Origin of the sequence: Silvania confinis (assembly GCF_025564085.1) — a bacterium.
GTDB lineage: Bacteria > Pseudomonadota > Gammaproteobacteria > Enterobacterales > Enterobacteriaceae > Enterobacter > Enterobacter confinis.
In genome coordinates this window covers 792,408-815,823 of sequence record NZ_JAMGZJ010000078.1, presented here as the reverse complement: position 1 = coordinate 815,823, position 23,416 = coordinate 792,408, and the positions used below count along the sequence as shown (strand labels likewise).

26 protein-coding genes are annotated in these 23,416 nt (G+C 56.1%); 15 read left to right on the top strand and 11 right to left on the bottom strand.

What is annotated here, in order from left to right; translation table 11 throughout:
- Nucleotides 1–5 precede the first annotated feature (5 nt).
- From rsxG to gstA, 5 genes are all read left to right on the top strand, one after another.
- Entirely contained in the window at nt 6–626 is a 621-nt protein-coding gene (gene rsxG / locus M8013_RS21810) for an electron transport complex subunit RsxG (RefSeq protein ID WP_271269845.1), read from the top strand.
- Nucleotides 627–628: 2 nt separating this feature from the next.
- Nucleotides 629–1,315, top strand: coding sequence for an electron transport complex subunit E (locus M8013_RS21805; protein ID WP_271269844.1), 687 nt, complete (start codon nt 629–631; stop codon nt 1,313–1,315).
- Entirely contained in the window at nt 1,312–1,947 is a 636-nt protein-coding gene (nth, locus tag M8013_RS21800; RefSeq protein WP_271269843.1) for an endonuclease III, read from the top strand. Before M8013_RS21805 ends, nth begins: the two co-directional genes overlap by 4 nt.
- A gap of 611 nt (nt 1,948–2,558) precedes the next feature.
- Nucleotides 2,559–4,067: a dipeptide/tripeptide permease DtpA gene (gene dtpA / locus M8013_RS21795; protein ID WP_271269842.1), complete on the top strand. Its 1,509-nt coding sequence runs from the start codon at nt 2,559–2,561 to the stop codon at nt 4,065–4,067.
- Nucleotides 4,068–4,174: 107 nt separating this feature from the next.
- The gene (gstA, locus tag M8013_RS21790) at nt 4,175–4,780 is read left to right on the top strand and encodes a glutathione transferase GstA (protein WP_271269841.1); all 606 of its coding nucleotides are present in this window, start codon (nt 4,175–4,177) and stop codon (nt 4,778–4,780) included.
- Nucleotides 4,781–4,867: 87 nt separating this feature from the next.
- Here gstA and pdxY read toward each other — a convergent pair whose 3' ends face one another.
- From pdxY to anmK, 5 genes are all read right to left on the bottom strand, one after another.
- Entirely contained in the window at nt 4,868–5,728 is an 861-nt protein-coding gene (gene pdxY, locus M8013_RS21785) for a pyridoxal kinase PdxY (protein ID WP_271269840.1), read from the bottom strand.
- Between the two features lie 57 nt (nt 5,729–5,785).
- Nucleotides 5,786–7,066, bottom strand: a complete 1,281-nt coding sequence (gene tyrS, locus M8013_RS21780) for a tyrosine--tRNA ligase (protein WP_271269839.1) — start codon at nt 7,064–7,066, stop codon at nt 5,786–5,788.
- Between the two features lie 126 nt (nt 7,067–7,192).
- Nucleotides 7,193–7,849, bottom strand: coding sequence for a pyridoxamine 5'-phosphate oxidase (gene pdxH, locus M8013_RS21775; RefSeq protein ID WP_271269838.1), 657 nt, complete (start codon nt 7,847–7,849; stop codon nt 7,193–7,195).
- Between the two features lie 57 nt (nt 7,850–7,906).
- A complete protein-coding gene (gene mliC / locus M8013_RS21770) occupies nt 7,907–8,230 on the bottom strand; it encodes a C-type lysozyme inhibitor (protein ID WP_271269837.1) in 324 nt (107 codons plus the stop codon).
- A gap of 94 nt (nt 8,231–8,324) precedes the next feature.
- Nucleotides 8,325–9,449: an anhydro-N-acetylmuramic acid kinase gene (anmK, locus tag M8013_RS21765; protein WP_271269836.1), complete on the bottom strand. Its 1,125-nt coding sequence runs from the start codon at nt 9,447–9,449 to the stop codon at nt 8,325–8,327.
- Nucleotides 9,450–9,733: 284 nt separating this feature from the next.
- Between anmK and slyB the strand changes: the two genes are divergently transcribed.
- Nucleotides 9,734–10,201 (top strand): outer membrane lipoprotein SlyB, encoded by a 468-nt coding sequence (gene slyB, locus M8013_RS21760; protein WP_271269835.1) that lies wholly within the window; start codon nt 9,734–9,736, stop codon nt 10,199–10,201.
- Nucleotides 10,202–10,258: 57 nt separating this feature from the next.
- Here slyB and slyA read toward each other — a convergent pair whose 3' ends face one another.
- Nucleotides 10,259–10,699, bottom strand: coding sequence for a transcriptional regulator SlyA (gene slyA / locus M8013_RS21755; RefSeq protein ID WP_271269834.1), 441 nt, complete (start codon nt 10,697–10,699; stop codon nt 10,259–10,261).
- A gap of 186 nt (nt 10,700–10,885) precedes the next feature.
- Between slyA and M8013_RS21750 the strand changes: the two genes are divergently transcribed.
- The 3 genes from M8013_RS21750 to M8013_RS21740 are packed head-to-tail and all read left to right on the top strand — an operon-like array spanning nt 10,886 to nt 14,017.
- On the top strand, nt 10,886–11,122 hold the full coding sequence (locus M8013_RS21750; protein ID WP_271269833.1) for a DUF1656 domain-containing protein: 237 nt from the start codon (nt 10,886–10,888) through the stop codon (nt 11,120–11,122).
- A gap of 7 nt (nt 11,123–11,129) precedes the next feature.
- On the top strand, nt 11,130–11,987 hold the full coding sequence (locus tag M8013_RS21745; RefSeq protein WP_271269832.1) for an efflux RND transporter periplasmic adaptor subunit: 858 nt from the start codon (nt 11,130–11,132) through the stop codon (nt 11,985–11,987).
- A complete protein-coding gene (locus M8013_RS21740) occupies nt 11,984–14,017 on the top strand; it encodes an FUSC family protein (RefSeq protein WP_271269831.1) in 2,034 nt (677 codons plus the stop codon). Before M8013_RS21745 ends, M8013_RS21740 begins: the two co-directional genes overlap by 4 nt.
- Here the strand turns inward: M8013_RS21740 and sodC are convergent.
- The 3 genes from sodC to M8013_RS21725 all read right to left on the bottom strand — a co-directional run bounded on the left by sodC (nt 13,996) and on the right by M8013_RS21725 (nt 15,801).
- A complete protein-coding gene (gene sodC / locus M8013_RS21735) occupies nt 13,996–14,514 on the bottom strand; it encodes a superoxide dismutase [Cu-Zn] SodC (RefSeq protein WP_271269830.1) in 519 nt (172 codons plus the stop codon). The two genes, M8013_RS21740 and sodC, sit on opposite strands and share 22 nt — an antisense overlap.
- Nucleotides 14,515–14,595: 81 nt before the next feature.
- The gene (locus M8013_RS21730) at nt 14,596–15,492 is read right to left on the bottom strand and encodes an aldo/keto reductase (RefSeq protein ID WP_271269829.1); all 897 of its coding nucleotides are present in this window, start codon (nt 15,490–15,492) and stop codon (nt 14,596–14,598) included.
- Nucleotides 15,493–15,540: 48 nt separating this feature from the next.
- Entirely contained in the window at nt 15,541–15,801 is a 261-nt protein-coding gene (locus M8013_RS21725; RefSeq protein ID WP_271269828.1) for a DUF1289 domain-containing protein, read from the bottom strand.
- Between the two features lie 126 nt (nt 15,802–15,927).
- Here M8013_RS21725 and eptA point away from each other — a divergent pair, with 126 nt between their 5' ends.
- The 5 genes from eptA (at nt 15,928) to rnt (ending at nt 20,585) form a co-directional block, all read left to right on the top strand.
- Nucleotides 15,928–17,559, top strand: a complete 1,632-nt coding sequence (gene eptA, locus M8013_RS21720) for a phosphoethanolamine transferase EptA (protein ID WP_271269827.1) — start codon at nt 15,928–15,930, stop codon at nt 17,557–17,559.
- Nucleotides 17,560–17,597: 38 nt separating this feature from the next.
- A complete protein-coding gene (locus M8013_RS21715; RefSeq protein WP_271269826.1) occupies nt 17,598–18,197 on the top strand; it encodes a TetR/AcrR family transcriptional regulator in 600 nt (199 codons plus the stop codon).
- Between the two features lie 53 nt (nt 18,198–18,250).
- Nucleotides 18,251–19,348, top strand: coding sequence for an alkene reductase (nemA, locus tag M8013_RS21710; protein ID WP_271269825.1), 1,098 nt, complete (start codon nt 18,251–18,253; stop codon nt 19,346–19,348).
- An 82-nt stretch (nt 19,349–19,430) separates the two neighbouring features.
- Nucleotides 19,431–19,838, top strand: coding sequence for a lactoylglutathione lyase (gene gloA / locus M8013_RS21705; RefSeq protein WP_271269824.1), 408 nt, complete (start codon nt 19,431–19,433; stop codon nt 19,836–19,838).
- 96 nt (nt 19,839–19,934) lie between these two features.
- A complete protein-coding gene (gene rnt / locus M8013_RS21700) occupies nt 19,935–20,585 on the top strand; it encodes a ribonuclease T (protein WP_271269823.1) in 651 nt (216 codons plus the stop codon).
- A 47-nt stretch (nt 20,586–20,632) separates the two neighbouring features.
- Here the strand turns inward: rnt and grxD are convergent, their stop codons facing one another.
- Nucleotides 20,633–20,980, bottom strand: a complete 348-nt coding sequence (gene grxD, locus M8013_RS21695; RefSeq protein WP_271269822.1) for a monothiol glutaredoxin 4 — start codon at nt 20,978–20,980, stop codon at nt 20,633–20,635.
- A gap of 333 nt (nt 20,981–21,313) precedes the next feature.
- On the opposite strand from grxD, the gene M8013_RS21690 reads away from it, so the two are divergent.
- Nucleotides 21,314–22,132 carry a C40 family peptidase gene (locus M8013_RS21690; protein ID WP_271269821.1) on the top strand — a complete coding sequence of 273 codons (819 nt, stop codon included), beginning with the start codon at nt 21,314–21,316 and terminating at the stop codon, nt 22,130–22,132.
- A 41-nt stretch (nt 22,133–22,173) separates the two neighbouring features.
- Here M8013_RS21690 and M8013_RS21685 read toward each other — a convergent pair whose 3' ends face one another.
- On the bottom strand, nt 22,174–23,340 hold the full coding sequence (locus M8013_RS21685) for an MFS transporter (RefSeq protein WP_271269820.1): 1,167 nt from the start codon (nt 23,338–23,340) through the stop codon (nt 22,174–22,176).
- Nucleotides 23,341–23,416 lie beyond the last annotated feature (76 nt).

The window sequence follows — 23,416 nt, the reverse complement described above, 5'->3', positions numbered from 1 at the left end:
TCGCCATGCTAAAAACCATGCAGCAACACGGCGTGACGCTGGCGCTTTTTGCCGCCGTCCTGACCGGCCTGACCGCGCTGGTCAACGGGCTGACCAAATCCACCATCGATGAGCAGGCGGCCCGTCAGCAAAAGGCGCTGTTCGACCAGGTGATCCCGGCAGAGTTGTACGATAATGACCTGCAAAAAAGCTGTTTCATCGTGCAGGCCGCGCCGCTTGGCAAAGGGCAACACCGTATTTTTATCGCCCGTAAAGGCGACACCCCGGTCGGCGCGGTGATGGAAGCCACTGCACCGGACGGCTATTCCGGCGCCATCCGGCTGCTGGTCGGGACCGATTTTAACGGCACCGTACTGGGCACGCGCGTGACTGAGCATCACGAAACGCCGGGGCTGGGGGATAAAATTGAAACGCGCTTAAGCGACTGGATCCTGCATTTTGCCGGTAAAGTTATCCATGGCAGCGACGATCCCGCGTTTGCGGTCAAGAAAGATGGCGGCGAATTCGACCAGTTTACCGGGGCGACCATCACCCCGCGCGCGGTGGTGAATGCCGTCAAACGTGCGGGCGTCTATGCGCAAACGCTGCCCGCGCAGCTTAACAATCTGCCCGCCTGTGAGGAGTGATCATGAGCCAGGTTAAAGAGGTTATCGTCCAGGGTCTGTGGAAGAACAACTCCGCGCTGGTGCAGCTGCTGGGGATGTGCCCGCTGCTGGCCGTCACCTCGACCGCCACCAATGCCCTGGGTCTGGGTCTGGCGACCACGCTGGTGCTGACCCTGACCAACCTGTCGATTTCGGCCCTGCGTCGCTGGACGCCGTCTGAAATCCGTATTCCCATCTACGTTATGATTATTGCCTCGGTAGTGAGCGTCGTGCAGATGCTGATTAATGCCTACGCCTTTGGCCTGTATCAGTCGCTGGGGATTTTTATCCCGCTGATCGTCACCAACTGTATCGTGGTTGGGCGTGCCGAGGCCTTCGCGGTGAAAAACGATCCGTTGATCTCCGCCCTTGACGGCTTTGCCATTGGGATGGGGGCCACCTGCGCCATGTTCGTGCTGGGCTCGATGCGTGAAATTCTCGGCAACGGCACCCTGTTCGACGGCGCGGATGCGCTGCTGGGTAGCTGGGCAAAAGTCCTGCGTATCGAAGTATTCCATACGGATACCCCGTTCCTGCTGGCAATGCTGCCCCCTGGCGCCTTTATCGGCCTTGGCATGATGCTGGCGGTAAAATACCTGATTGATGAGAAACGTAAACGCCGGGCTGCCGCACGCAGCATTGAGGAAGGGATCCCTGAGAAGGCTTCATGAACAAAGAGAAACGGTTAACGATTTTGCAGCGCCTGCGGGATAACAACCCGCACCCGACAACGGAGCTGAACTTTAGCTCTCCGTTTGAGCTACTGATTGCGGTCCTGCTTTCCGCTCAGGCCACCGACGTGAGCGTGAACAAAGCCACCGCCAAACTCTATCCAGTCGCCAACACGCCGCAGGCGATGCTGGAGCTGGGCGTTGACGGGGTGAAAGCCTTCATCAAGACCATCGGCCTGTTTAACAGCAAAGCCGAGAACGTGATCAAAACCTGCCGCATGCTGCTGGAGCTGCACGGTGGAGAGGTACCGGAAGACCGGGCAGCGCTGGAAGCCCTGCCTGGCGTCGGGCGTAAGACCGCCAATGTGGTGCTAAATACCGCCTTTGGCTGGCCGACCATTGCCGTGGATACCCATATCTTCCGCGTCTGCAATCGCACCCACTTTGCCCCCGGCAAAAACGTCGAGCAGGTGGAGGAGAAGCTGCTGAAAGTGGTTCCGGCGGAATTCAAGGTCGATTGTCACCACTGGCTGATCCTGCACGGCCGCTATACCTGCATCGCCCGTAAGCCGCGCTGTGGCTCCTGCCTTATCGAAGACTTATGTGAATTCAAAGAGAAAGTGGACATCTGAAACCGTCACTCGACGGTTTCGTCATTCATCGACTCACATAATTAAGCCATCTCTGTCCCCCTTCCGTTTCTCCCGCGATCGTGCTTGTACATTGTCCGTTGGCCCGCTCATTATCTGGCCATATAACGTTCAAACAGGTTAATTGTTTTTTTAACAGCTAAAATTTCTATACATATGTGATCACGATCACTCTGATAACGCGATGTTGTAATTTTGTGTATAAAAACGCGATAAGTCCTTACATCAACATGAACCCGACGCTGTAACACCACATATCTGACCAGATAACTTTCAGATTATGGCCCATATCACTGCCTATTCCCTTTAACAGCAGAACATATCGCCATCAGCCCACTATTTCCGCAACTCAGCAGTCAAAAAAACCAGTAAAACAGGCTGACTGAAATTTAACGCTGAATAACATTTATGTTTCCGGTTAATTATAGCGGCCGGGTTAAATGTAACGGAGTATTACAAACATCTTGCCAGACGCGCCAGGATAGTGAACATTAACCGCCGTTTCCCCTCCCACTATAACTATAAAGCGGATGGACTACGGTCATCACGCTGTGAACACCCCCTTAATATGGGATGTAAAAAAAGAGGTATATGTGTCTATTGCAAACAAAAAACCAGCAGATGAGAGCATAAGTCTTAACGCTTTCAAACAACCTAAATCGTTCTATCTCATTTTCTCAATCGAGCTGTGGGAGCGTTTTGGTTACTACGGCCTGCAGGGGATCATGGCGGTTTACCTGGTTAAACAACTGGGTATGTCCGAAGCGGACTCCATCACGCTGTTTTCTTCTTTTAGTGCCCTGGTATACGGTCTGGTCGCGGTCGGCGGCTGGCTGGGCGATAAAGTTCTCGGGACCAAACGTGTTATTTTGCTCGGCGCCATCGTTCTGGCGATCGGCTATGGTTTGGTAGCCTGGTCGGGTCATGATGCCGCGGTGGTGTACATGGGTATGGCGACCATTGCAGTGGGTAACGGCCTGTTCAAAGCGAACCCGTCTTCCCTGCTCTCGACGTGCTACAACAAAGATGATCCGCGTCTGGACGGTGCATTCACCATGTACTACATGTCCATCAACATCGGTTCGTTCTTCTCAATGCTGGCAACGCCGTGGCTGGCTGCGAAGTTCGGCTGGAGCGTGGCGTTTGCCCTGAGCTTCGTCGGGATGCTGATCACCGTCGTGAACTTCCTGTTCTGCCGTAGCTGGGTGAAGGACTACGGTTCAAAACCTGACTTTGCCCCTGTACAGATGGGCAAACTGCTGGCGACCATCGTGGGCGTGGTGATTTTGGTTGCTGTTGCCACCTGGCTGCTGCACAACCAGGGTATCGCACGTGCGGTGCTGGGCTTAGTGGCATTGGGTATCATCGCTATCTTTGCGAAAGAAGCCTTTGCAATGCAGGGCGCAGCCCGTCGTAAGATGATCGTGGCTTTCATTCTGATGGTTGAAGCGATTTGCTTCTTCGTCCTGTACAGCCAGATGCCAACCTCGCTGAACTTCTTTGCGATCCGTAACGTTGAGCACTCTATTCTCGGTATCGCGTTCGAACCTGAGCAGTTCCAGGCCCTGAACCCGTTCTGGATCATGATTGGTAGCCCGATTCTGGCCGCTATCTATAACAAGATGGGTGACCGTCTGCCGATGCCGCATAAGTTCGCGGTCGGTATGGTGCTGTGCTCCGGTGCTTTCCTCGTGCTGCCGCTGGGTGCGAAATTCGCCAGCGACGCCGGTATTGTTTCCGTGAACTGGCTGATCCTGAGCTACGCCCTGCAGTCTATTGGTGAGCTGATGATCTCCGGTCTGGGCCTGGCGATGGTTGCACAGCTGGTTCCTCAGCGCCTGATGGGCTTCATCATGGGTAGCTGGTTCCTGACCACTGCCGGTGCTGCACTGATCGCCGGTAAGATTGCCAACCTGATGGCAGTGCCATCAGACGTGACTGACCCGCTGGTGTCTCTGAATGTCTACGGCGACGTGTTCCTGCAGATTGGTATTGCCACTGCGGTTATCGCCGCGCTGATGATGCTGACGGCACCAAAACTGAACCGTATGACTCAGGACGACGACAGCACCGCCAAAGCGACAACGACCGCTACCGCGTAATGTCATCGGGAAACGACTGAACAGAAGCCGCTAACTGTGTGTTAGCGGCTTTTTTTTTATTACGTAGAGCACTACCATACAGTAAACCTAGCCAACAGGAGTAACCGATGAAACTGTTCTACAAACCAGGTGCTTGCTCGCTTGCCTGCCACATTATGCTGCGCGAGAGCGGCAAAGACTTCACCCTTAACAGCGTTGACCTGATGCAGAAAAAGCTGGAAAACGGCGAAGATTTCTTTGCGGTGAACCCAAAAGGCCAGGTCCCGGCACTGCTGCTGGAAGACGGCACGCTGCTGACCGAAGGGGTGGCGATCATGCAGTACCTGGCGGACGGCGTGCCCGATCGTCAGTTGCTGGCCCCAACTGGCAGCATCTCGCGTTACAAGACCCTTGAGTGGATGAACTACATCGCTACCGAGCTGCATAAAGGCTTTACGCCGCTGTTCCGCCCGGATACCCCGGAAGAGTACAAACCGACCGTGCGCGCGCTGCTGGAGAAAAAACTGCAGTACGTGAATGCGTCGTTGAAAGACGACCAGTGGATTTGCGGTCAGCGCTTTACGATTGCCGATGCGTATCTGTTTACTATTCTGCGCTGGGCGCGGGCAGTGAAGCTGAATATGGAAGGGTTAAGCCACATCGACGCCTATATGGCGCGGATGGCGGAACGTCCTGCCGTGGCGGCAGCGCTGGAAGCGGAAGGTTTGAAGTAAGGGTTTTGTTTATTGCCCGGCGGCGCTTTGCTTGCCGGGCCTACAAAACCTGTAGGCCGGGTAAGCGCAGCGCCACCCGGCAAAATTTTACAGCCGGGTTGCGCTAAAGAGGTGCTCTGGCTTCGCGATACGATCCTGCGCCGCCACGACCTGCAACTCGTACTCCTGCATCGCTTTGGTGGCGATCATAATCTCATACACCGCCGCCGTAACGTGCTCCAGCGCATCACGCACCGTTGCACCCTGCAGCAGTTTCACCAGCAGCAGACCGCTGGTCACATCACCCACGCCCACCGGCTGACGAATGCCAAAATCCACCAGCGGACGACTGATATGCCAGGCTTCATCTTCAGTCACCAGCAGCATTTCAAAGCGATCCGGGCTTAACCCGGCGCGTGCCAGATGCTTCACCAGCACGATTTCAGGGCCCTGGGCGATCAGTTCCCGCGACGCGGCAACCGCTTCATCTACGCTGTTGACAGGATGTTCGCAGAGGATCTCCAGCTCGATCAAATTCGGGGCAATAATATCGCTGGCCGGTAACGCATGACGCACGTGAAACTCGGCAACGCCGGGCGCCACGATGCAGCCTTTTTCCGGGTGACCCATCACCGGATCGCAGAAATACTTCGCTGCCGGGTTGGCGGCCTTCACCTGACGTACGATGCCAAGAATATGCTCGCCCTGCTCTGCCGAACCCAGATAGCCGCTCAGGACGGCGTCACAGGTCTTCAACTTGTCGATGTCAGCAATGCCCTGGACGATTTCGGTCAGGTGCGCGGGTGGCATCACGCAGCCTGTCCATTTGCCGTATTGCGTATGGTTGGAAAACTGAACGGTGTTTAATGGCCAGACGTTGGCCCCGAGACGACGCATTGGAAATTCAGCGGCGCTGTTGCCAGCATGCCCAAAAACGACGTGGGACTGGATGGCGAGGATATTCTTCATTTTCTTACCACAACCCTGAAAAAATAAAGGGGCGTGGTTTCCCACGCCCCTGTGTTTTTATGCTGACTTCCAGCAAACCAGACAGTAATTTTTCTTGCCACGACGCAGTAAGGTGTATCGACCATACAGACGATCGCTGTCCACAAAGGTATATTCCTCGTTGGACTGTTTTTCACCGTTGATGGTGATGGCGTTCGAGGCGATGGTTTTACGCGCCTGACCGCGGGACGGCTGCAGCTCGGAGTCGACCAGGGCCTGCATCAGGTCTGCGCCTTTCTCCATCTCAACCATCGGTACACCATCCTGCGCCAGCTGTTCGAAATCAGCTTCGCTCAGATCGCTCAGGGTGCCGTTAAACAGGCTGGCGGTGATACGCTTCGCGGCCACCAGACCCTCTTCACCGTGAACCAGACGGGTGACCAGCTCCGCCAGCACATACTGCGCGCGCGGGGCTTTGCCGCTGGCCTTGTCTTCTTCTTCCAGCGCGTTGATCTCTTCGAGTTCCATAAAGGTGAAGAACTTCAGGAAGCGATACACGTCGGCGTCGGCAGTGTTGATCCAGAACTGGTAGAACTTATACGGGCTGGTTTTCTTCGGATCGAGCCATACCGCGCCGCCTTCGGTCTTACCGAATTTAGTGCCGTCAGCTTTCGTGATCAGAGGAACCGTCAGACCGAAGACCTGGTTCTGATGCAGGCGACGGGTCAGATCGATACCGGAGGTGATGTTACCCCACTGATCGGAGCCGCCAATCTGCAGCGCCACGCCGTGCAGGTTGTTCAGACAAGCGAAGTCATAACCCTGCAGCAGGTTATAAGAGAACTCGGTGAACGAGATCCCCTGGTCGTCACGGTTCAGACGCTGCTTCACCGCTTCTTTGTTGATCATCTGGTTAACGGAGAAGTGCTTGCCGATATCACGCAGGAAAGTCAGCACGTTCATGCCACCAAACCAGTCGTAGTTGTTGGCCGCAATCGCCGAATTTTCACCACAGTCGAAGTCGAGGAACGGGGCGACCTGTTTGCGGATTTTATCCACCCACTCCTGCACGGTGTCTGCCGTATTCAGTTTACGCTCAGCGGCTTTAAAGCTTGGATCGCCAATCAGACCCGTTGCGCCGCCGACCAGTGCCACAGGCTTATGGCCTGACAGCTGGAAGCGTTTCAGGCATAACAAAGGAACCAGATGCCCCAAGTGCAAGCTGTCGGCGGTAGGATCGAAGCCGCAATAGAGGGCGATTGGGCCTTGCGCCAGTCGCTCTGCTAACGCATCCTCGTCCGTCACCTGAGCCACGAGGCCCCGCTCTTGCAATTGTTTAATCAAGTTACTGCTAGCCATCAAATTCTCCATGTATAAAACGACTGCACCTTTGCCGGTACACGACTTTTCGCCAGACGCGAAAGGTACATAGAATAAAGCGCTGACACCGGTTGTACCAGCGCTTAAGCGAACAAATTTCGGGGATTAAGGTGCCAGTCGATCGATTTTCCACGCGTCGTTATCACGCTGGTACAAAAAACGATCGTGCAGTCGATGTTCACCGCCCTGCCAGAACTCCATTTGCTGGATGGGTACGCGGAATCCGCCCCAGAAGCTTGGCAGTGGGACCTCGCCCTGCTGGAATTTCTGTTTCAGTTCGAGGAATTTACTTTCCAGCACGCCGCGGGCCGAGATTCGGCTCGACTGTTTAGAAACCCAGGCACCAATCTGGCTGTCGCGCGGGCGGGAATGGAAATACTTCAGCACTTCCAGGGTGGAGAGACGCTCGACGGTGCCGGTGACCATCACCTGGCGCTCCAGCATATGCCACGGGAACAGCAGGCTGATGCGCGGGTTGTTTTCCAGATGGTGTGCTTTGCGGCTACCCAGGTTGGTGTAGAACACCAGACCTTTCTCATCATAATGCTTAAGCAGCACGATACGCTGATAGGGTTGACCGTGCTCATCGACGGTCGCCACCACCATCGCGGTGGGATCGGCAAGGCGGGCTTCACAGGCCTGTTTTAGCCAGTGTTCAAACAGCACCAGCGGCTCGGCGGGGAGATCCTGGCGACGCAGGCCGCCTTTGGTGTATTCGCGCCTAAGATGCGCAATTTGCTGCAATTCGTCGTTATCAGACATGGCGTTAACTGAGGTTGTGATCGGGTGGCGCTATTGTGCGCCGCCCCCTGCAAAATCTCAACGATTCGGATTTTGGATCTGACAATTGTTCAGCACGCTGCGATCGCGTTTGTAGACCGTGGCGCTGTCGCCTTTTGACCAGAACACGTACACCCCGTCAGAGTAGCGGGTGCCCGAAGCGGACATCCCCTGCTTCAGCGTCAGCAGCTTATTGTCATACACGAAGCTAACTTCCTGACGCGGGTTATTAAGCTTTACGGTGAGCGGCTTTTCGTCGCACTGGTAGGCCAGCGTGTCGGTTTGCATACGCTCAACAAACTGGTTGTAAACGCTACAGCCCGCCAGCAGGAAGGGAGTTAAAGCAAGAAGCAGTTTTTTCATGGGTGTATTCCGAAGACTATCCTGGTCCCGGAGGGCAACGACGCCCTCCCGTTATCCTGTCAGTTTACCTTTCACACCCATAAGTTAAATTCGGTTAACTCTGATTTTGTCGCGGATTGGCTGGAAAAACAGCACCTAACACGCTGGCTTCGCGCGCGCCGGTGACCGACGGAAGATTCCCCGGGAGGCCTGCGACCGTGCGCCAGGCAAGCCACGCAAACGCTAAGGCCTCCATGTCATCGCCGCTGATCCCCACCCGATCGGTGGTGGTCACTTCCGTCCCTGGCAGCAGGCCGGCGAGGCGCGCCATCAGCAGCGGATTACGGCTACCGCCGCCGCACACCAGCAGCCGCACGCAGCCGCCGCTTAACAACACTTGTTCTGAAATCGATACGGCGGTGAGTTCGGCCAGCGTGGCCTGCACGTCCTGCGGGGCCAGCCCAGGGAAGCGTGCCAGATGGCGCTCGAGCCAGCCGTAGTTGAAGTATTCGCGCCCGGTGCTTTTGGGTGCCGGTGCCGCAAAATAGGGATCCTGCAGCATGTTTTGCAGCAGAGGGATGATGACCTTACCGCTGCAGGCCCAGTTTGCGTCTTTGTCGTAGCCTTTGCCGAGCTGACGCCAGATCCAGGCATCCATCAGCATATTGCCCGGCCCGGTATCGAACCCGCGTACCGGCTGGTCGGGGATCAGCAGGGACAGATTGGCAATGCCGCCAATGTTCAACACCATTCGGCGCTCGTGGGGATGCGCGAGAAGCGCGTGGTGGAAGGCAGGCACCAGCGGCGCGCCCTGCCCACCCAGCGCCATATCCCGGCGGCGAAAATCGCCGACCACCGTCACGCCCGTTTTCGCCACAATCTGGTTGTTGTCGCCAATTTGCAGCGTATGAGGATAGTCGCTGCCCGGCTCATGCCAGACGGTTTGCCCGTGACAGCCAATGGCGACCACGTCCTGCGGGTGCAGATTTTCCTGATTCATTAGCGCCTGCACGGCATCGCCGAACAAGCGTCCCAGTTGGGTATCGAGCTGGCCGAGCTGCGAAAGCGTAAGCTGCTGGCCCTGGCAAATATTCAGGATCGCTTGCTTGATTTCCAGCGGGATCGGCCAACTCAGGCTGGCCTGCTGTGCAACCATGTTTTCGTCTATTGCCGCAAGAACGACGTCCACGCCGTCCAGACTGGTACCTGACATTACGCCAATATAGCGACCCGATTTCATTTGCTTTCCTTAATCCGCCTGGGCTGTAGGCACACTCCACCATAAACGCAGAATCAATGCTATGGCGGACATATACTTTTTAACAATACCTGAGACTTACGCGCATTCCAGGAATTATCTGCATCGCACATTTGCGCCAGGTCAACGCCTGTTTATCGTTGGTTAAGCCAGAATCAAGTACAATTCTCTTAATGTTTAAGCGAAGATAGGATCTATGGCACCCGATGCCATATAATTCAGCCATACGGAGCGCATCGCGTTTATTTGGTGAACAGGAGATTCAAATGATTTTACGTGTACTGGCCGTGTCGATGATTGGCTTTACTCTGGCGGGTTGTGTGAATAGCAGCTCTATGTCCGGGGATGTCTACAGCGCTTCTGAAGCGAAACAGGTTCAGAACGTGACGTATGGCACTATTGTTCATACTCGCCCGGTACAGATTCAGGGCGGCGATGACTCCAACGTCATCGGTGCAATTGGCGGTGCAGTGCTGGGTGGTTTCCTCGGCAACACCGTCGGTGGCGGCACCGGTCGTTCTCTGGCAACCGCAGCGGGCGCAGTCGCCGGTGGCGTAGCGGGCCAGGGCGTGCAGGGCGCGATGAACAAAACGCAGGGTGTTGAGTTAGAAATTCGCAAGGATGACGGCAGCACCATCATGGTGGTGCAGAAACAGGGTAACACCCAGTTTGCCGCAGGTCAGCGTGTCGTATTGGCCAGCAATGGCAGCCAGGTGACCGTCTCCCCTCGCTAATATCCGCGCAGGTCACTGACAAGAAAAAGCCTTGCATCTGCAAGGCTTTTTTTAGGGTCAGTCACGCGACTGGAGCTCGTTGATGTTGTGCTCAAGTCGGGCCACCAGCGAGATCAGCAATTCAAGTTCGGCAGGGGTGATCCCATTGAGGATCTCACCGCGCGTTTTGCTGATCACCGTTTCCATCTCGGTAATGATGGGGGTGGCTTTTTCAGTCAGTTTAATTCGCTTAGCGCGACGATCGCTGGCACAGGTCTGTCGAGAAATCAGTCCCTTATCTTCCAGTTGGTCGAGCGTACGAACCAGTGACGGCTGCTCAATGCCTATCGCTTTAGCCAGTTGGATCTGTGACTGGTCGGGCGGCAGCTGATGAATGTTATGCAGCGTAACCCAATGCGTCTGTGTCAATTCCAGAGGTTTCAGGCGATGGTCAATCAGAGCACGCCAGACGCGTACTAATCTAGCCAGATCAGAACCTAATGGCGATTCCAATTTCATCTCCTTATAATTAGCTTGCTAAGTTATTATACTGATTTTAGAATAGTGTGCAGCATTTATATTGCCAAAACAAATGCAATACTGCATTCCTCTATCCAGACGCTTTTGATTTACACTGATTTGTGACGCCATTGTGCGTTATGGCGGGCCGATGAGGCCACTTCCCCTTTGCAAAGGAACCGGCTCGTGAAGTTTACGTTTAACGCCACCGGGTTACCGCTTCAGGATTTGATTGTCGGTGCCTCTGTTTACTTCCCCCCTATTTTTAAGGCGGTGATGCTGGGTCTGATTATCTGGCTGGTCACCCACCGCCTGCTGCGCGACTGGATGTATTCCGGTGAAATCTGGCATCCCATGCTGATGGATCTCTCGCTGTTTGTCCTTGCGGTCTGCCTGGGCCTTGTTGTGTTGACTGTCTGGTGACTCTTGTATGAAAACCCTGAAATATTTCTCGTCTCTGTTGGTTGTTGCGCTGGCAATCATCGCCGGCTGGTGGCTGTGGAATTATTATATGCAATCGCCGTGGACCCGGGATGGCAAAGTGCGTGCCGAGCAGGTCAGCGTCACCCCGCAGGTTTCTGGTGCCATTACGACCCTTAAGATTAAAGATAACCAGTTTGTCCATGCCGGTGAGGTGCTGTTTCAGATTGATGAAACGCCCTTTCACATCGCGGTGCTGAATGCCGAGGCGCAGCTGGCGAAAGCCCGCACCGACCTGGCGAAAGCCAATAACGAAGCCAACCGCCGTCGCCATCTGTCGCGAAACTATATCTCTGCCGAAGATATGGATACGGCCAATATCAACGTTCAGGCGATGCAGGCCAGCGTCGAAGTGGCCGAAGCCGCGCTCAAGCAGGCCCAGTGGCAACTGACGCAGACGGTGGTCAAAGCCCCGGTTGATGGCTGGGTAACGAACCTCTCCACCCGGGTCGGTGATTATGCAACGATCGGGCAGCCGCTGTTTGCGCTGGTCGACAGCCACTCGTTTTATGTAGTTGGCTATTTTGAAGAGACCAAGCTGCGGCACATCCGCGAGGGCGCGCCGGCGCAGATTACCCTTTACAGCGGCTCGACTACGTTACAGGGTCACGTCTCCAGCATCGGGCGTGCCATCTACGATCAGAGCGTCGAAACCGATTCAGGGCTGGTACCCGACGTGAAGCCAAACATCCCGTGGGTGCGGCTGGCGCAGCGCATTCCGGTGCGTATCACCTTCGATAAACTCCCGGCGGATCTGACCCTGGTGTCCGGCACCACCTGCAGCGTAGCGATCGGAGCGCTGCCGTGAACCTTTCCGCTTTTTCCTGGCGCAATCTGCCGTGGATAAAAGCGACGCCCGCCCAGTGGCGCTATGCTCTGCGCAACGGGATTGCGATGTGCCTGGCGCTAACGGTCGCCTATTGCCTTAATCTGGACGAACCCTACTGGGCGATGACCTCGGCGGCGGTGGTCAGCTTCCCGACGGTAGGCGGGGTAATCAGCAAAAGCCTGGGCCGCGTAATGGGCAGCTTGCTGGGAGCCACCGCGGCGCTGATTATCGCCGGGCATACCCTGAACGATCCGTGGCTGTTTTTGTTCAGTATGGCTGCCTGGCTCGGGGTCTGTACCTGGGCCTGCGCCCACTTCACCAATAACGTCGCCTACGCTTTCCAGTTAGCGGGCTATACCGCGGCAATCATTGCCTTTCCGGTGGTTAACATTCTGGACACCACCCAGCTGTGGGATATTGCTCAGGCCCGCGTGTGCGAGGTGATTATCGGGATCCTCAGCGGCGGGGTGATGATGATGATCCTGCCCAGCACTTCCGACGGTACGGCGCTAATCGGTGCCCTGAAGAGCATGCACGCTCGGCTGCTGGAACATGCCAGCCTGCTGTGGCAGCCCGACAGCAACGATGCCATTCGTCTGGCGCACGAGAAAGTTATCGCCCAGACCCTGACGACCAATCTGCTGCGCATTCAGGCCTTCTGGAGCCACTACCGCTTTCGGCGGCAAAATGCCCTTCTGAACTATCTTCTGCACCAGCAGCTGCGAATGACCAGCGCCATTTCCAGCTTACGACGAATGCTGCTGAACTGGCCCGATCCGCCCGCACACACCCGGGCGGTAATTGACCAACTGCTGGCCGCACTCGCGCAACCCGACACTGATTTTTACACCGTCGCGCGGATTATTGCCCCGCTGAAGCCCGATGCCGCTGGCGATTATCGCCATCGCGCCTTCTGGCAGCGGCTACGTTACTTCTGCCGCCTGTATCTGCAAAGCAGTCGCTGGATAGCCGCGGTCGAGACCGCCACCCCGGTGACCGAGTTTAGCGTTCCGCACAGCCCGGCGCTGGCGCGACACACGGATAACCTTGAAGCCCTGTGGAGCGGTTTTCGCACCTTCTGCGCCCTGTGCCTGGTGGGTGCCTGGACCATTTCCGCCCAGTGGGAGTCGGGATCGGCCGCTCTGACGCTGGCGGCGATCAGCAGCGTGCTCTATTCCGTTTCGCCTTCGCCTTTTAATTCACTGACGCTGCTGTTGCGGACTCTGGTCCTGCTCTCGCTGTTCAGTTTTGTATTCAAGTTTGGCCTGATGGTGCAGATATCGGATCTGTGGCTGTTTCTGCTGTTTCTGTTTCCGCTGCTTACCACGATGCAGCTGATGAAGCTGCAGATCCCCCGCCAGGCGGGCCTGTGGGGTCAACTGATCGTCTTTATGGGATCGTTTATTTCCGTCACCAATCCGCCGGTGTATGACTTTGCCGATTTCCTGAATGACAATCTGGCGAAGATCCTCGGCGTGGGGTTAACCTGGCTGGCGTTCGCGGTGCTGCGACCGGGGTCGGATGCGCGCAAAAGCCGGCGTCACATTAAGGAGTTGCGTCGCGGCTTTGTCGATCAGCTCAGCCGTCGGCCACAGCTCAGTGAAAATGCGTACGAATCATTGGTGTATCACCACGTCAGCCAGCTGAACACCAGTCAGGACGCGCTGTCGCGCCGCTGGCTACTGCGCTGGGGTGTGGTGCTACTGAACTGCAGTCACGTGGTCTGGCAGCTACGCGGGTGGGAAACCCGCTCAGACCCGCTGGCGCAAGTGCGCGACGTGGCCGTATCACTCCTGCGCGACATCATGAGCGAGCGCGGCGTGCAGCAACGTCCGCTGGCCACCACGCTGGATGAACTTAAACGGATCTGTGACACCCTCGGGCACCATCCCCAGCCTGCGGCACAGGATTTGGCCGCGCTTATCTGGCGGCTGTACTGTTCTCTGTCCCAGCTGGAGCAGGCACCCGCGCCGGGCACCCTCAGCGATCAGATCACGCCGCAGGCATAGCGGGCCCCGCCACCGCCGAGCGGTTTGGGCTGATCGGACATGTTATCGCCGCCGACGTGGATCATCAGCGCTTTGCCTTTCACCTCATCCAGCTTTTTGAGGCGTGGGGCCACCACCGGGTCCGTGGCTTTGCCGTCGTTATTGACCACCAGTACCGGCAGATCGCCGAGATGTCCCATACCGTCCGGGCCTTCATGTTTGCCGCTGCTGTGCGGATCAAGATGCCCCCCCGCCGATTCGGCAGCAGAAGGCTTGCCCTCTTTCATGGCGGGCTCGCAGGAACCTTTCGCGTGGACGTGGAAACCGTGTTCGCCCGGAGGAAGGGCTTTAAGATTGGGGGCAAACTCCAGTCCCTTATCCGTTTCGGTGATTTTCACCGTCCCGATAGACTGGCCTACCCCCTGAGAGGTGACGAGGTTCATTTCAACCTCGTCGCTGGCAGCCTGCGCACCGGCGCATACCATCAACGTCAACATTGCCAGAGTAAAACGCTTCATATGACCTCCTTCGGTTAATATTTGCCCCTTAAGCTTATACCAGGGGCAATGATTTCACCGGGCAGTCAAATGAATGCAGATTTACGGCACGTCGTAACCGAGCGCAGCTTTACGAATACGGAACCACTGCTGGCGGGTCATCTGAAGCTGCTCTGCCGCCAGCGCGGAACGCACGCGTTCGATTTTACCGGAGCCAATGATCGGCAGCGGCTGCGAAGGCAGACGCAGGATCCACGCATAAACTACCTGCTCAATGCTTTCTGCGTTCAGCTCCTGCGCCACCTGCGCCAGCTCATCGCGCAGCGGCTGGAAGGCTTCGTCATTGAACAGACGTCCACCGCCGAGGCACGACCACGCCATTGGGCGAATGCGCAGCTGTTGCAGCTGATCCAGCGTGCCGTCCAGCAGCAGCGGCTGGTACACCGGCGAAATCTCGACCTGATTGGTGGCCAGGGTAAACGGCAGACGCGACTGGAGCAGGGCAAACTGCGCCGGGGTAAAGTTGGACACGCCAAAATGGCGCACTTTACCGCTCTGGTGCAGGGCGAGGAACGCTTCTGCGACCTCGTCGGCATCCATCAGCGGATCCGGGCGGTGGATCAGCAGCAGGTCGATGTGATCCGTTGCCAGGTGGCTCAGCGACTGCTCGGCGCTCTGAATAATATGATCGCGGTCGGTGATGTAGTGGCCGAGGGCATGGTCAGGTTTTGCGGTGGTGGCAATGCCGCATTTAGTGACGATCTCCATGCGTTGACGCAGGGCGGGTGCCAGCTTCATCGCTTCGCCAAAGGCCGCTTCACACTGATAACCGCCGTAAATATCGGCGTGATCGACGGTGGTGATCCCCAGATCCAGATGCGCTTCAATAAAGCTCGCCAGCTGTTGAGCTGACATGTTCCAGTCCATCAGACGCCAGTAGCCCATCACAAAACGGGAGAATTCCGGGCCCTGTGGGGCAAGGGTAATACGCTGAACCATAGCAATTTCCTCTAAAAAAGACTGGGGTGAGTATACGCATTTACGGGGCTAAAACAGTGAGGGTTGCTGCGGTTCTTCGGTTTCGGAGGCTCTGTTTGCGCGCATTTTGCGCAGCAGACGCTGGCGACACAGACGCAATGTCTCCTGTTTCTGCGGATTGCTCATAGATTGCCAGTTAAAACGCTCTTCCCGGCTGCGCATACAGCCGCGACAAAAGCCCCGTTCATCCGACTGGCAAATACCCCGGCACGGGCTCTGGACGGGAAAGAACTCCAGTTGTTCAGCCACACCCACCTCCCCGCTACCCATGATTACCGTAAAGTGAAGACCTTAAGCCGGGCTAACGCAAGACGTCAACCGCAGAAATGCGCATTAAGGTTTCACTAATCTTCGCTCCCTATACTCGCGTCATCAAAGTAATGAATGGTTCTGCTGATGAAGCTGTTGATTAAAAAGTTACAGTGTAACGATGTAACATTCACCCTGGGATGTGCGCTGTTATTTACCTTGTTAAACGCCCTGTTTATCCAACGCAGTTGGGCGGTGATCGCCCCGGCCCGATTGCATGATTATCTCTTTGCCCTGACGGTGCCCGTGGTGCTGTTTTGCGGCTGGGTGATGGTATTCAGCATTCTGAATATTCCGCTGATCCGCAAGCCGCTGCTGGTACTGCTCACCCTGGGCTGTGCCGCCGCGACCTATTTTATGTTCACTTACGGGGCGGTGATTGACCAGAATATGATGGTCAACGTCTTCGAAACCAATTCGCAGGAGGCCACCGCCCTGCTCACCCCGCAGCTGGTGCTGTGGCTGGCGGTGGCCGGTCTGGTCCCTTCGGCGGTTCTGGCGATTATCCGCATCCAGCCGGGCAAAGTCTGGCAAACGCTGCTGATGCGCGTGGCGGCGATCCTCGCCAGCCTGCTGATTATCATTCTGGTGGCGGCCGTGTTCTACAAAGATTACGCCTCGCTGTTCCGCAACAATAAAGGCATCGTCAAAATGGTCACCCCGGCCAACTACGTCAGCGCCATCGCGAAGTACAGCAAGGCGCGCTGGTTTGCGGGCGATCAGACGTTAATCCGCCTGGGGGAAGATGCGCATAAAGGCCCGCTTGTGCTGAAGCAGCAGAAAAAGACCGTGCTGGTGCTGGTGGTCGGGGAAGCCTCCCGGGCGCAGAACTACTCCCTGAACGGCTACGAACGGGAGACCAACCCGGAGCTGAAAAAACAGAACGTGATTAACTTCCCGCAGGCCTCCTCCTGCGGGACAGAAACGGCTGTCTCGGTGCCGTGCATGTTCTCTGGGATGCCGCGCAAACAGTATGACGCCGACCTGGCCCGACATAAGGAAGGGTTAATGGACGTGCTGGCCCATGCCGGGGTAAATCTGCAGTGGCGGGACAACGACGGTGGCTGTAAAGGCGCCTGCGACCGTATCCCGCACACCGACATGACCCAGTGGAAGCTGGACGCGCTGTGCAAAAACAACTCCTGTCTTGATGACGCCAATCTCTGGCGCCTGGATAACGTGCTGGACGGCCTGAAGCAGGACAGCGTGGTGGTGATCCACCTGATGGGCAGCCACGGTCCGGCCTATTATCAACGCTACCCGGAGCAGTACCGCCGCTTTACGCCGACCTGCGATACGAATGAGATCCAGAACTGCGACCATCAGCGGCTGATGAACACCTACGACAACACGATTCTGTACACCGACAGCGTGGTGAGTAAAACCATCGACATGTTGAAAGCCCGGCAACCGACGATGAGTACGGCGCTGATTTATCTCTCCGATCATGGCGAGTCGCTGGGTGAAAATGGCCTGTACCTGCATGGCACGCCTTATATGCTGGCACCGGAGCAGCAGACCCATATTCCGTTTATGTTCTGGCTGTCGCAGGACTATCGCCAGAACTACCGCGTCGATGAGCAGTGCCTGCGCGACCAGGCCAGGAAAGAAGCCGTGTCGCAGGACAATCTGTTCTCCACGGTGCTGGGAATGATGAACATCCAGTCGACGGTTTATCAGCCGCAGATGGATCTCCTCACCCACTGTCGTCGAACATAACGCTTGCATTAGACCGACTGGTCTATTACATTGACCGCATGAATAAGCATACTGAACACGATACACGCGAACACCTGCTGGCAACCGGCGAGCGTCTGTGCATGCACAAGGGCTTTAGCGGAATGGGGCTGAGCGAGTTGCTCAAAACCGCCGACGTACCGAAGGGGTCGTTTTACCACTACTTTCGCTCGAAAGAGGCGTTTGGCGTGGCCCTGCTGGAGCGCCATTTTGCGGGCTACCATCAGCGTCTTGCCAACCACTTCGCTCATGGTGAAGGAAATTATCGCGATCGTGTTCTGGCTTACTATCAGGAAGCGCTGACCCAGTTCTGTCAACAGGGCCTGATCAGCGGTTGCCTGACGGTTAAATTGTCTGCCGAAGTGTGCGATCTGTCAGAAGATATGCGCTCGGCAATGCATACAGGCGCCACCGAGGTGATCGCCCTGCTGGCACAGGCGCTGGAGAAAGGCCGTGATGAAAAGTCACTGGTCTTTATCGGCGAATCCTTCGCGCAGGCACAGGTGCTCTACTCCCTGTGGCTGGGGGCGAATCTGCAGGCCAAAATGTCCCGCAGTTCGCTGCCGCTGGAAAGCGCGCTGGCCCACGTTAAGAACATCATTACAACGCCTGACGTTTAACAGGCGTTTTTATTTCACCTATTACTAGTCGACCGGTCTATTCAGGAGCCACTATGTCAGCCGAAAAATTATTTACCCCGCTTAAAGTGGGCGCAATCGAAGCACCTAACCGCGTCTTTATGGCACCCCTCACCCGTCTGCGCAGCATCGAACCGGGTGATATCCCGACGCCACTGATGGGTGAATATTATCGCCAGCGCGTCAGCTCTGGTCTTATCATCTCTGAAGCTACGCAGATTTCTGCCCAGGCCAAAGGCTACGCTGGCGCACCGGGCCTGCACAGCCCGGAGCAGATCGCCGCGTGGAAGAAAATCACTGCGGGCGTTCATGCTGAAAACGGTCGTATCGCGGTCCAGCTGTGGCATACCGGACGTATCTCGCACAACAGCCTGCAGCCAGGCGGCCAGGCCCCGGTTTCTGCCTCTGCGCTCAATGCGGGAACCCGCACCTCACTGCGCGATGAAAATGGTCTTGCGACCCGCGAGGATACCTCCACGCCACGTGCGCTGGAGCTGAACGAAATCCCGGGTATCGTCAACGATTTCCGCCAGGCCGTTGCCAATGCCCGTGAAGCGGGTTTCGACATGGTCGAGCTGCACTCCGCGCACGGCTACCTGCTCCACCAGTTCCTGTCACCTTCTGCTAACCAGCGTAGCGATCAGTACGGCGGCAGCATCGAAAATCGTGCCCGTCTGGTGCTGGAAGTGGTGAATGCGGTTTCTCAGGAGTGGAGTGCCGATCGCATTGGTATTCGCGTCTCGCCAATCGGCTCTTTCCAGAACACGGATAATGGCCCGAACGAAGAAGCCGATGCCCTGTACCTGATTGCAGAGCTGGCTAAACGTGGCATCGCCTATCTGCACATGTCTGAGCCAGACTGGGCTGGTGGCGAGCCTTACTCTGATGCGTTCCGTCAGAAAGTGCGTGACCGCTTCCCGGGCGTGATCATCGGTGCAGGCGCATACACGCCAGAAAAAGCCGAAGACCTGATCAACAAAGGGCTGATCGACGCCGTGGCCTTTGGCCGCGCCTACATCGCGAACCCGGATCTGGTGGCACGTCTTGAGCGTAAGACCGAACTGAACCCACAGCGCCCGGAAAGCTTCTACGGCGGCGGTGCGGAAGGTTACACCGATTACCCTTCTTTATAATCCCTTCATTGATAGCGGCGACGATTCGCCGCTATACTAAAACATCGTTTCTGTTCAAGATGATAAAAGCAAAGAGGATTATATGCGCTTACTTCATACCATGCTGCGCGTTGGCGACCTGCAACGTTCCATCGAGTTTTACACCAATGTGCTGGGCATGACTCTGCTGCGCACCAGCGAAAACCCGGAATACAAATATTCGCTGGCGTTTGTCGGCTACGGCCAGGAAAGCGATGAAGCGGTTATCGAACTTACCTATAACTGGGGTGTTGATAGCTACGAGCTGGGCACCGCCTACGGCCATATCGCCCTTGAAGTGGATAACGCAGCCGAAGCCTGCGAGCGCATCCGCAGCAACGGCGGCAACGTCACCCGTGAAGCGGGCCCGGTTAAAGGCGGCACCACGGTTATCGCCTTTGTTGAAGATCCTGACGGTTATAAGATCGAACTGATTGAAGCCAAAGACGCCGGTCGCGGTCTGGGCAACTGATCCTCCAGGGCGCGCGATGCGCCCGTTGTTTTACTGCATCCGGTTCTAAAATTTGCCATAATGCGCTCTGCTTTTTTCCCCTTGTAAGAGATCCAGATGTCCGATAACGCTCAAATTACCGGTCTGTGCGACCGTTTTCGTGGTTTTTATCCTGTTGTCATTGATGTTGAAACCGCAGGATTTAACGCCAAAACCGATGCGCTGCTGGAAATTGCCGCCATCACGTTGAAAATGGATGAACAGGGCAATTTGCTGCCGGACTCCACGCTGCATTTCCACGTCGAACCTTTTGAAGGGGCCAATCTGCAGCCCGAGGCACTGGCGTTTAACGGCATTGACCCGACGAACCCGCTGCGCGGGGCGGTCAGCGAATATGACGCGCTGCATGCTATTTTCAAAATGGTGCGCAAGGGCATGAAAGATCAGAACTGCAATCGGGCGATCATGGTGGCGCACAATGCTACCTTCGATCACAGCTTTATGATGGCCGCTGCCGAGCGTGCTTCGCTCAAGCGCAATCCGTTCCACCCGTTCGTCACCTTCGATACCGCAGCACTGAGCGGGTTGGCGCTGGGACAAACCGTGCTGTCAAAAGCCTGTCTCACAGCGGGTATCGCCTTCGATGGCACGCAGGCGCACTCTGCCCTGTACGATACTGAACGCACGTCCGAGCTGTTTTGCGAAATTGTTAACCGCTGGAAACGCCTCGGCGGCTGGCCGCTGCCGGAAGCGGAATCCGAAGCATAAAAAAAGCGACCTTAGTGGTCGCTTTTTTGTATCCAGTGCGCGAGAAATTACTCTGCGTCTGGCTCTGCAGATTTGTACTTCGCTGCAGTTTCTTTGATCAGCTGCTGCAGTTCACCGCGCTGATACATTTCGATCAGGATATCGCAACCGCCGACCAGTTCACCGTCAATCCACAGCTGTGGGAAGGTTGGCCAGTTAGCGTATTTTGGTAGCTCAGCGCGGATATCCGGGTTCTGCAGAATATCAACGTAAGCAAAACGTTCACCACAGGCGGACAGCGCCTGAACTGCTTGTGCGGAGAAACCGCAGCTTGGCAGCTTTGGGGAACCTTTCATGTACAGGAGAATCGGGTTTTCAGCGATTTGTTGCTGAATTTTTTCAATAGTAGCGCTCATGTCTTGCTTCCTTAAACTTCTGTTACGGCAATCGTCTGACATTGTAGCGTCTCAGACCGACAACGGAAAATAACATTTTCGTCACGTTTATTATTTTACCGCGCGCAGGTAAAAGATGCATTATTAATGCACGTTACCTATCCAGGTGTAATTTTGTTCAGGGAATGACCACCCCAGCAAAAGAATGATTATTTTTTTTGCACTCGATTACAAAACGCAGTTTTAGATGCAAAAAGTTTATTACCGTCGGGGCTTTTTATAGATTAGAATCGACAAGTTTTGTAAATCACCTGCCGGCATTATTCATGCCAGCAATTACCAGGGGACTGCCCAGTGGCGCGAATAAATAAATTCTCGATCACGCTCTGTGCTTTGCTTTTTTCGACTCTCTCTTTCACGCCGCTGGCTAACGCCTCAGAGCAGGCGCGGTCTTCTGTCGCGCATAAAACGCATCTGGCGAAAGCAACCGAACCCAAGAAAAAAAGCGCGACCAGCAAGACCACTAAAAAAGAGAGCAGCAGTAAAAAAAGCACCATCAAAAAGAGCACCGCAAAGAAAGCCCTCGCGAAAACACCGCAAACCGCCTCCAGCAAGAAAAGCAAAAATTCCCCCCGCAATGCCAACCGAGCCGCACAAACGGCTTCACGCGTTGTGACAGAAAAATGCACCACCCGTAAAGGCCACAAAGCGCACTGCGTAAAAACCAGCAAACCCACCACCCTTGCCGCCGCACATAAAGTCCGGGTGCAAAAAGCGCAAAGCACGGCGTTAAATAAATTGATGGGACAGATTGGCAAACCGTATCGCTGGGGTGGGTCTTCCCCGCGTACCGGTTTCGACTGCAGTGGTCTGGTCTATTACGCGTATAAAGATCTGGTCAAATTCCGTATCCCACGCACTGCCAACGAAATGTATCATCTGCGCGATGCGTCTCCGGTCACCCGTAGTGAACTGGAAAACGGCGATCTGGTGTTCTTCCGCACCCAGGGTCGCGGAACGGCCGATCACGTCGGCGTGTATGTCGGCAATGGCAAATTTATCCAGTCCCCGCGCAGCGGTCAGGATATCCAGATAACCTCCCTGAGCGAAGATTACTGGCAGCGTCATTACGTTGGCGCGCGCCGGGTGATGAAAGCTAACACCATCCGTTAATCCTCTGCCCTGCGGGTTATCCAGCAGGGCAGGTATTTCCGTTATTCGGTGGCCTGAACCGGCTCCGGCTGGTTCCGGCCGGACGCGAGCACCAGAATCAACCCCAGCGCCGCAATCATGGCCCCCATCACCGGCACAAAGCTGTATCCCATTCCGCTGGAGATCACCGCCCCACCTGCCGCCGCGCCGAGTGCATTGCCCAGATTAAAGGCACCGATATTCACCGACGACGACAGCCCCGGCGCATCGCTGGCGACGCGCATTACGCGCATCTGCAGCGGCGGAACCACGGCGAAGGTCGCCATGCCCCACACTACCATCGCAATGGCCGCACCGACCTCATTGCGCGCCAGCCATGGGATCGCCAGCATAATCACAATCAGCAGCAGTAAAAAGCCCTTCAACGTACCGTTCACCGACTTATCCGCCAGCTTGCCGCCAAGATAGTTGCCCAGCGAGAACCCGACGCCGATCAGCACCAGCATGGCGGTGACAAAGGCCGGGGTCGCCTGGTTGATGTCGTGCAGCACCGGCGAAATATAGGTATAGAGGGTAAACATCGCTCCGGCACCCAGCACCGTAGTCAGTAAAGCAGACAGCACCTGCGGGCGCATCAGCACCGCCAGCTCCTTGCGCACCTCCGGCTTTTCACCCGCCCCGCCCTTCGGCAGCGAGAAGAACAGCGCGATCATTGCCACCACGCCAAGCCCCGCGGTCGCCAGGAACGACATTCGCCAGCCAATCACCTCGCCCATCCAGGTCGCCGCCGGGACGCCACCAATATTGGCAATCGTCAGCCCCATAAACATGGTGGCGACCGCGCTTGCCTGCTTATGTTTAGGCACCACGCTTGCGGCCACCACCGAACCCAGGCCAAAGAAGGCCCCGTGGTTCAGACTGGTGAGGATCCGCGACAGCATCAGAGTGGTGTAATCGGGCGCGAGGGCCGACAGCACGTTACCGACGGTAAAAATCGCCATCAGGAAGATCAGCGCATTACGACGACCACGATGCGAGAGGAGTAGCGTCATCAGCGGTGCCCCCACCATCACACCGATGGCATAGGCGCTGATCAGCATCCCTGCGGCGGGAATAGACACATCCACACCCCGGGCGATCACCGGTAACAGTCCCATCGGGGAGAATTCAGTGGTGCCAATCCCAAACGCACCAATCGCGAGGGCCAGCAGGGGAAAATTGATTTTCATACTTCGACTCCAGACACCGTGTCGTCAGGCGACACAGAACAATGAAGGCGAAAGCATGACATCAATCACAAAAAAT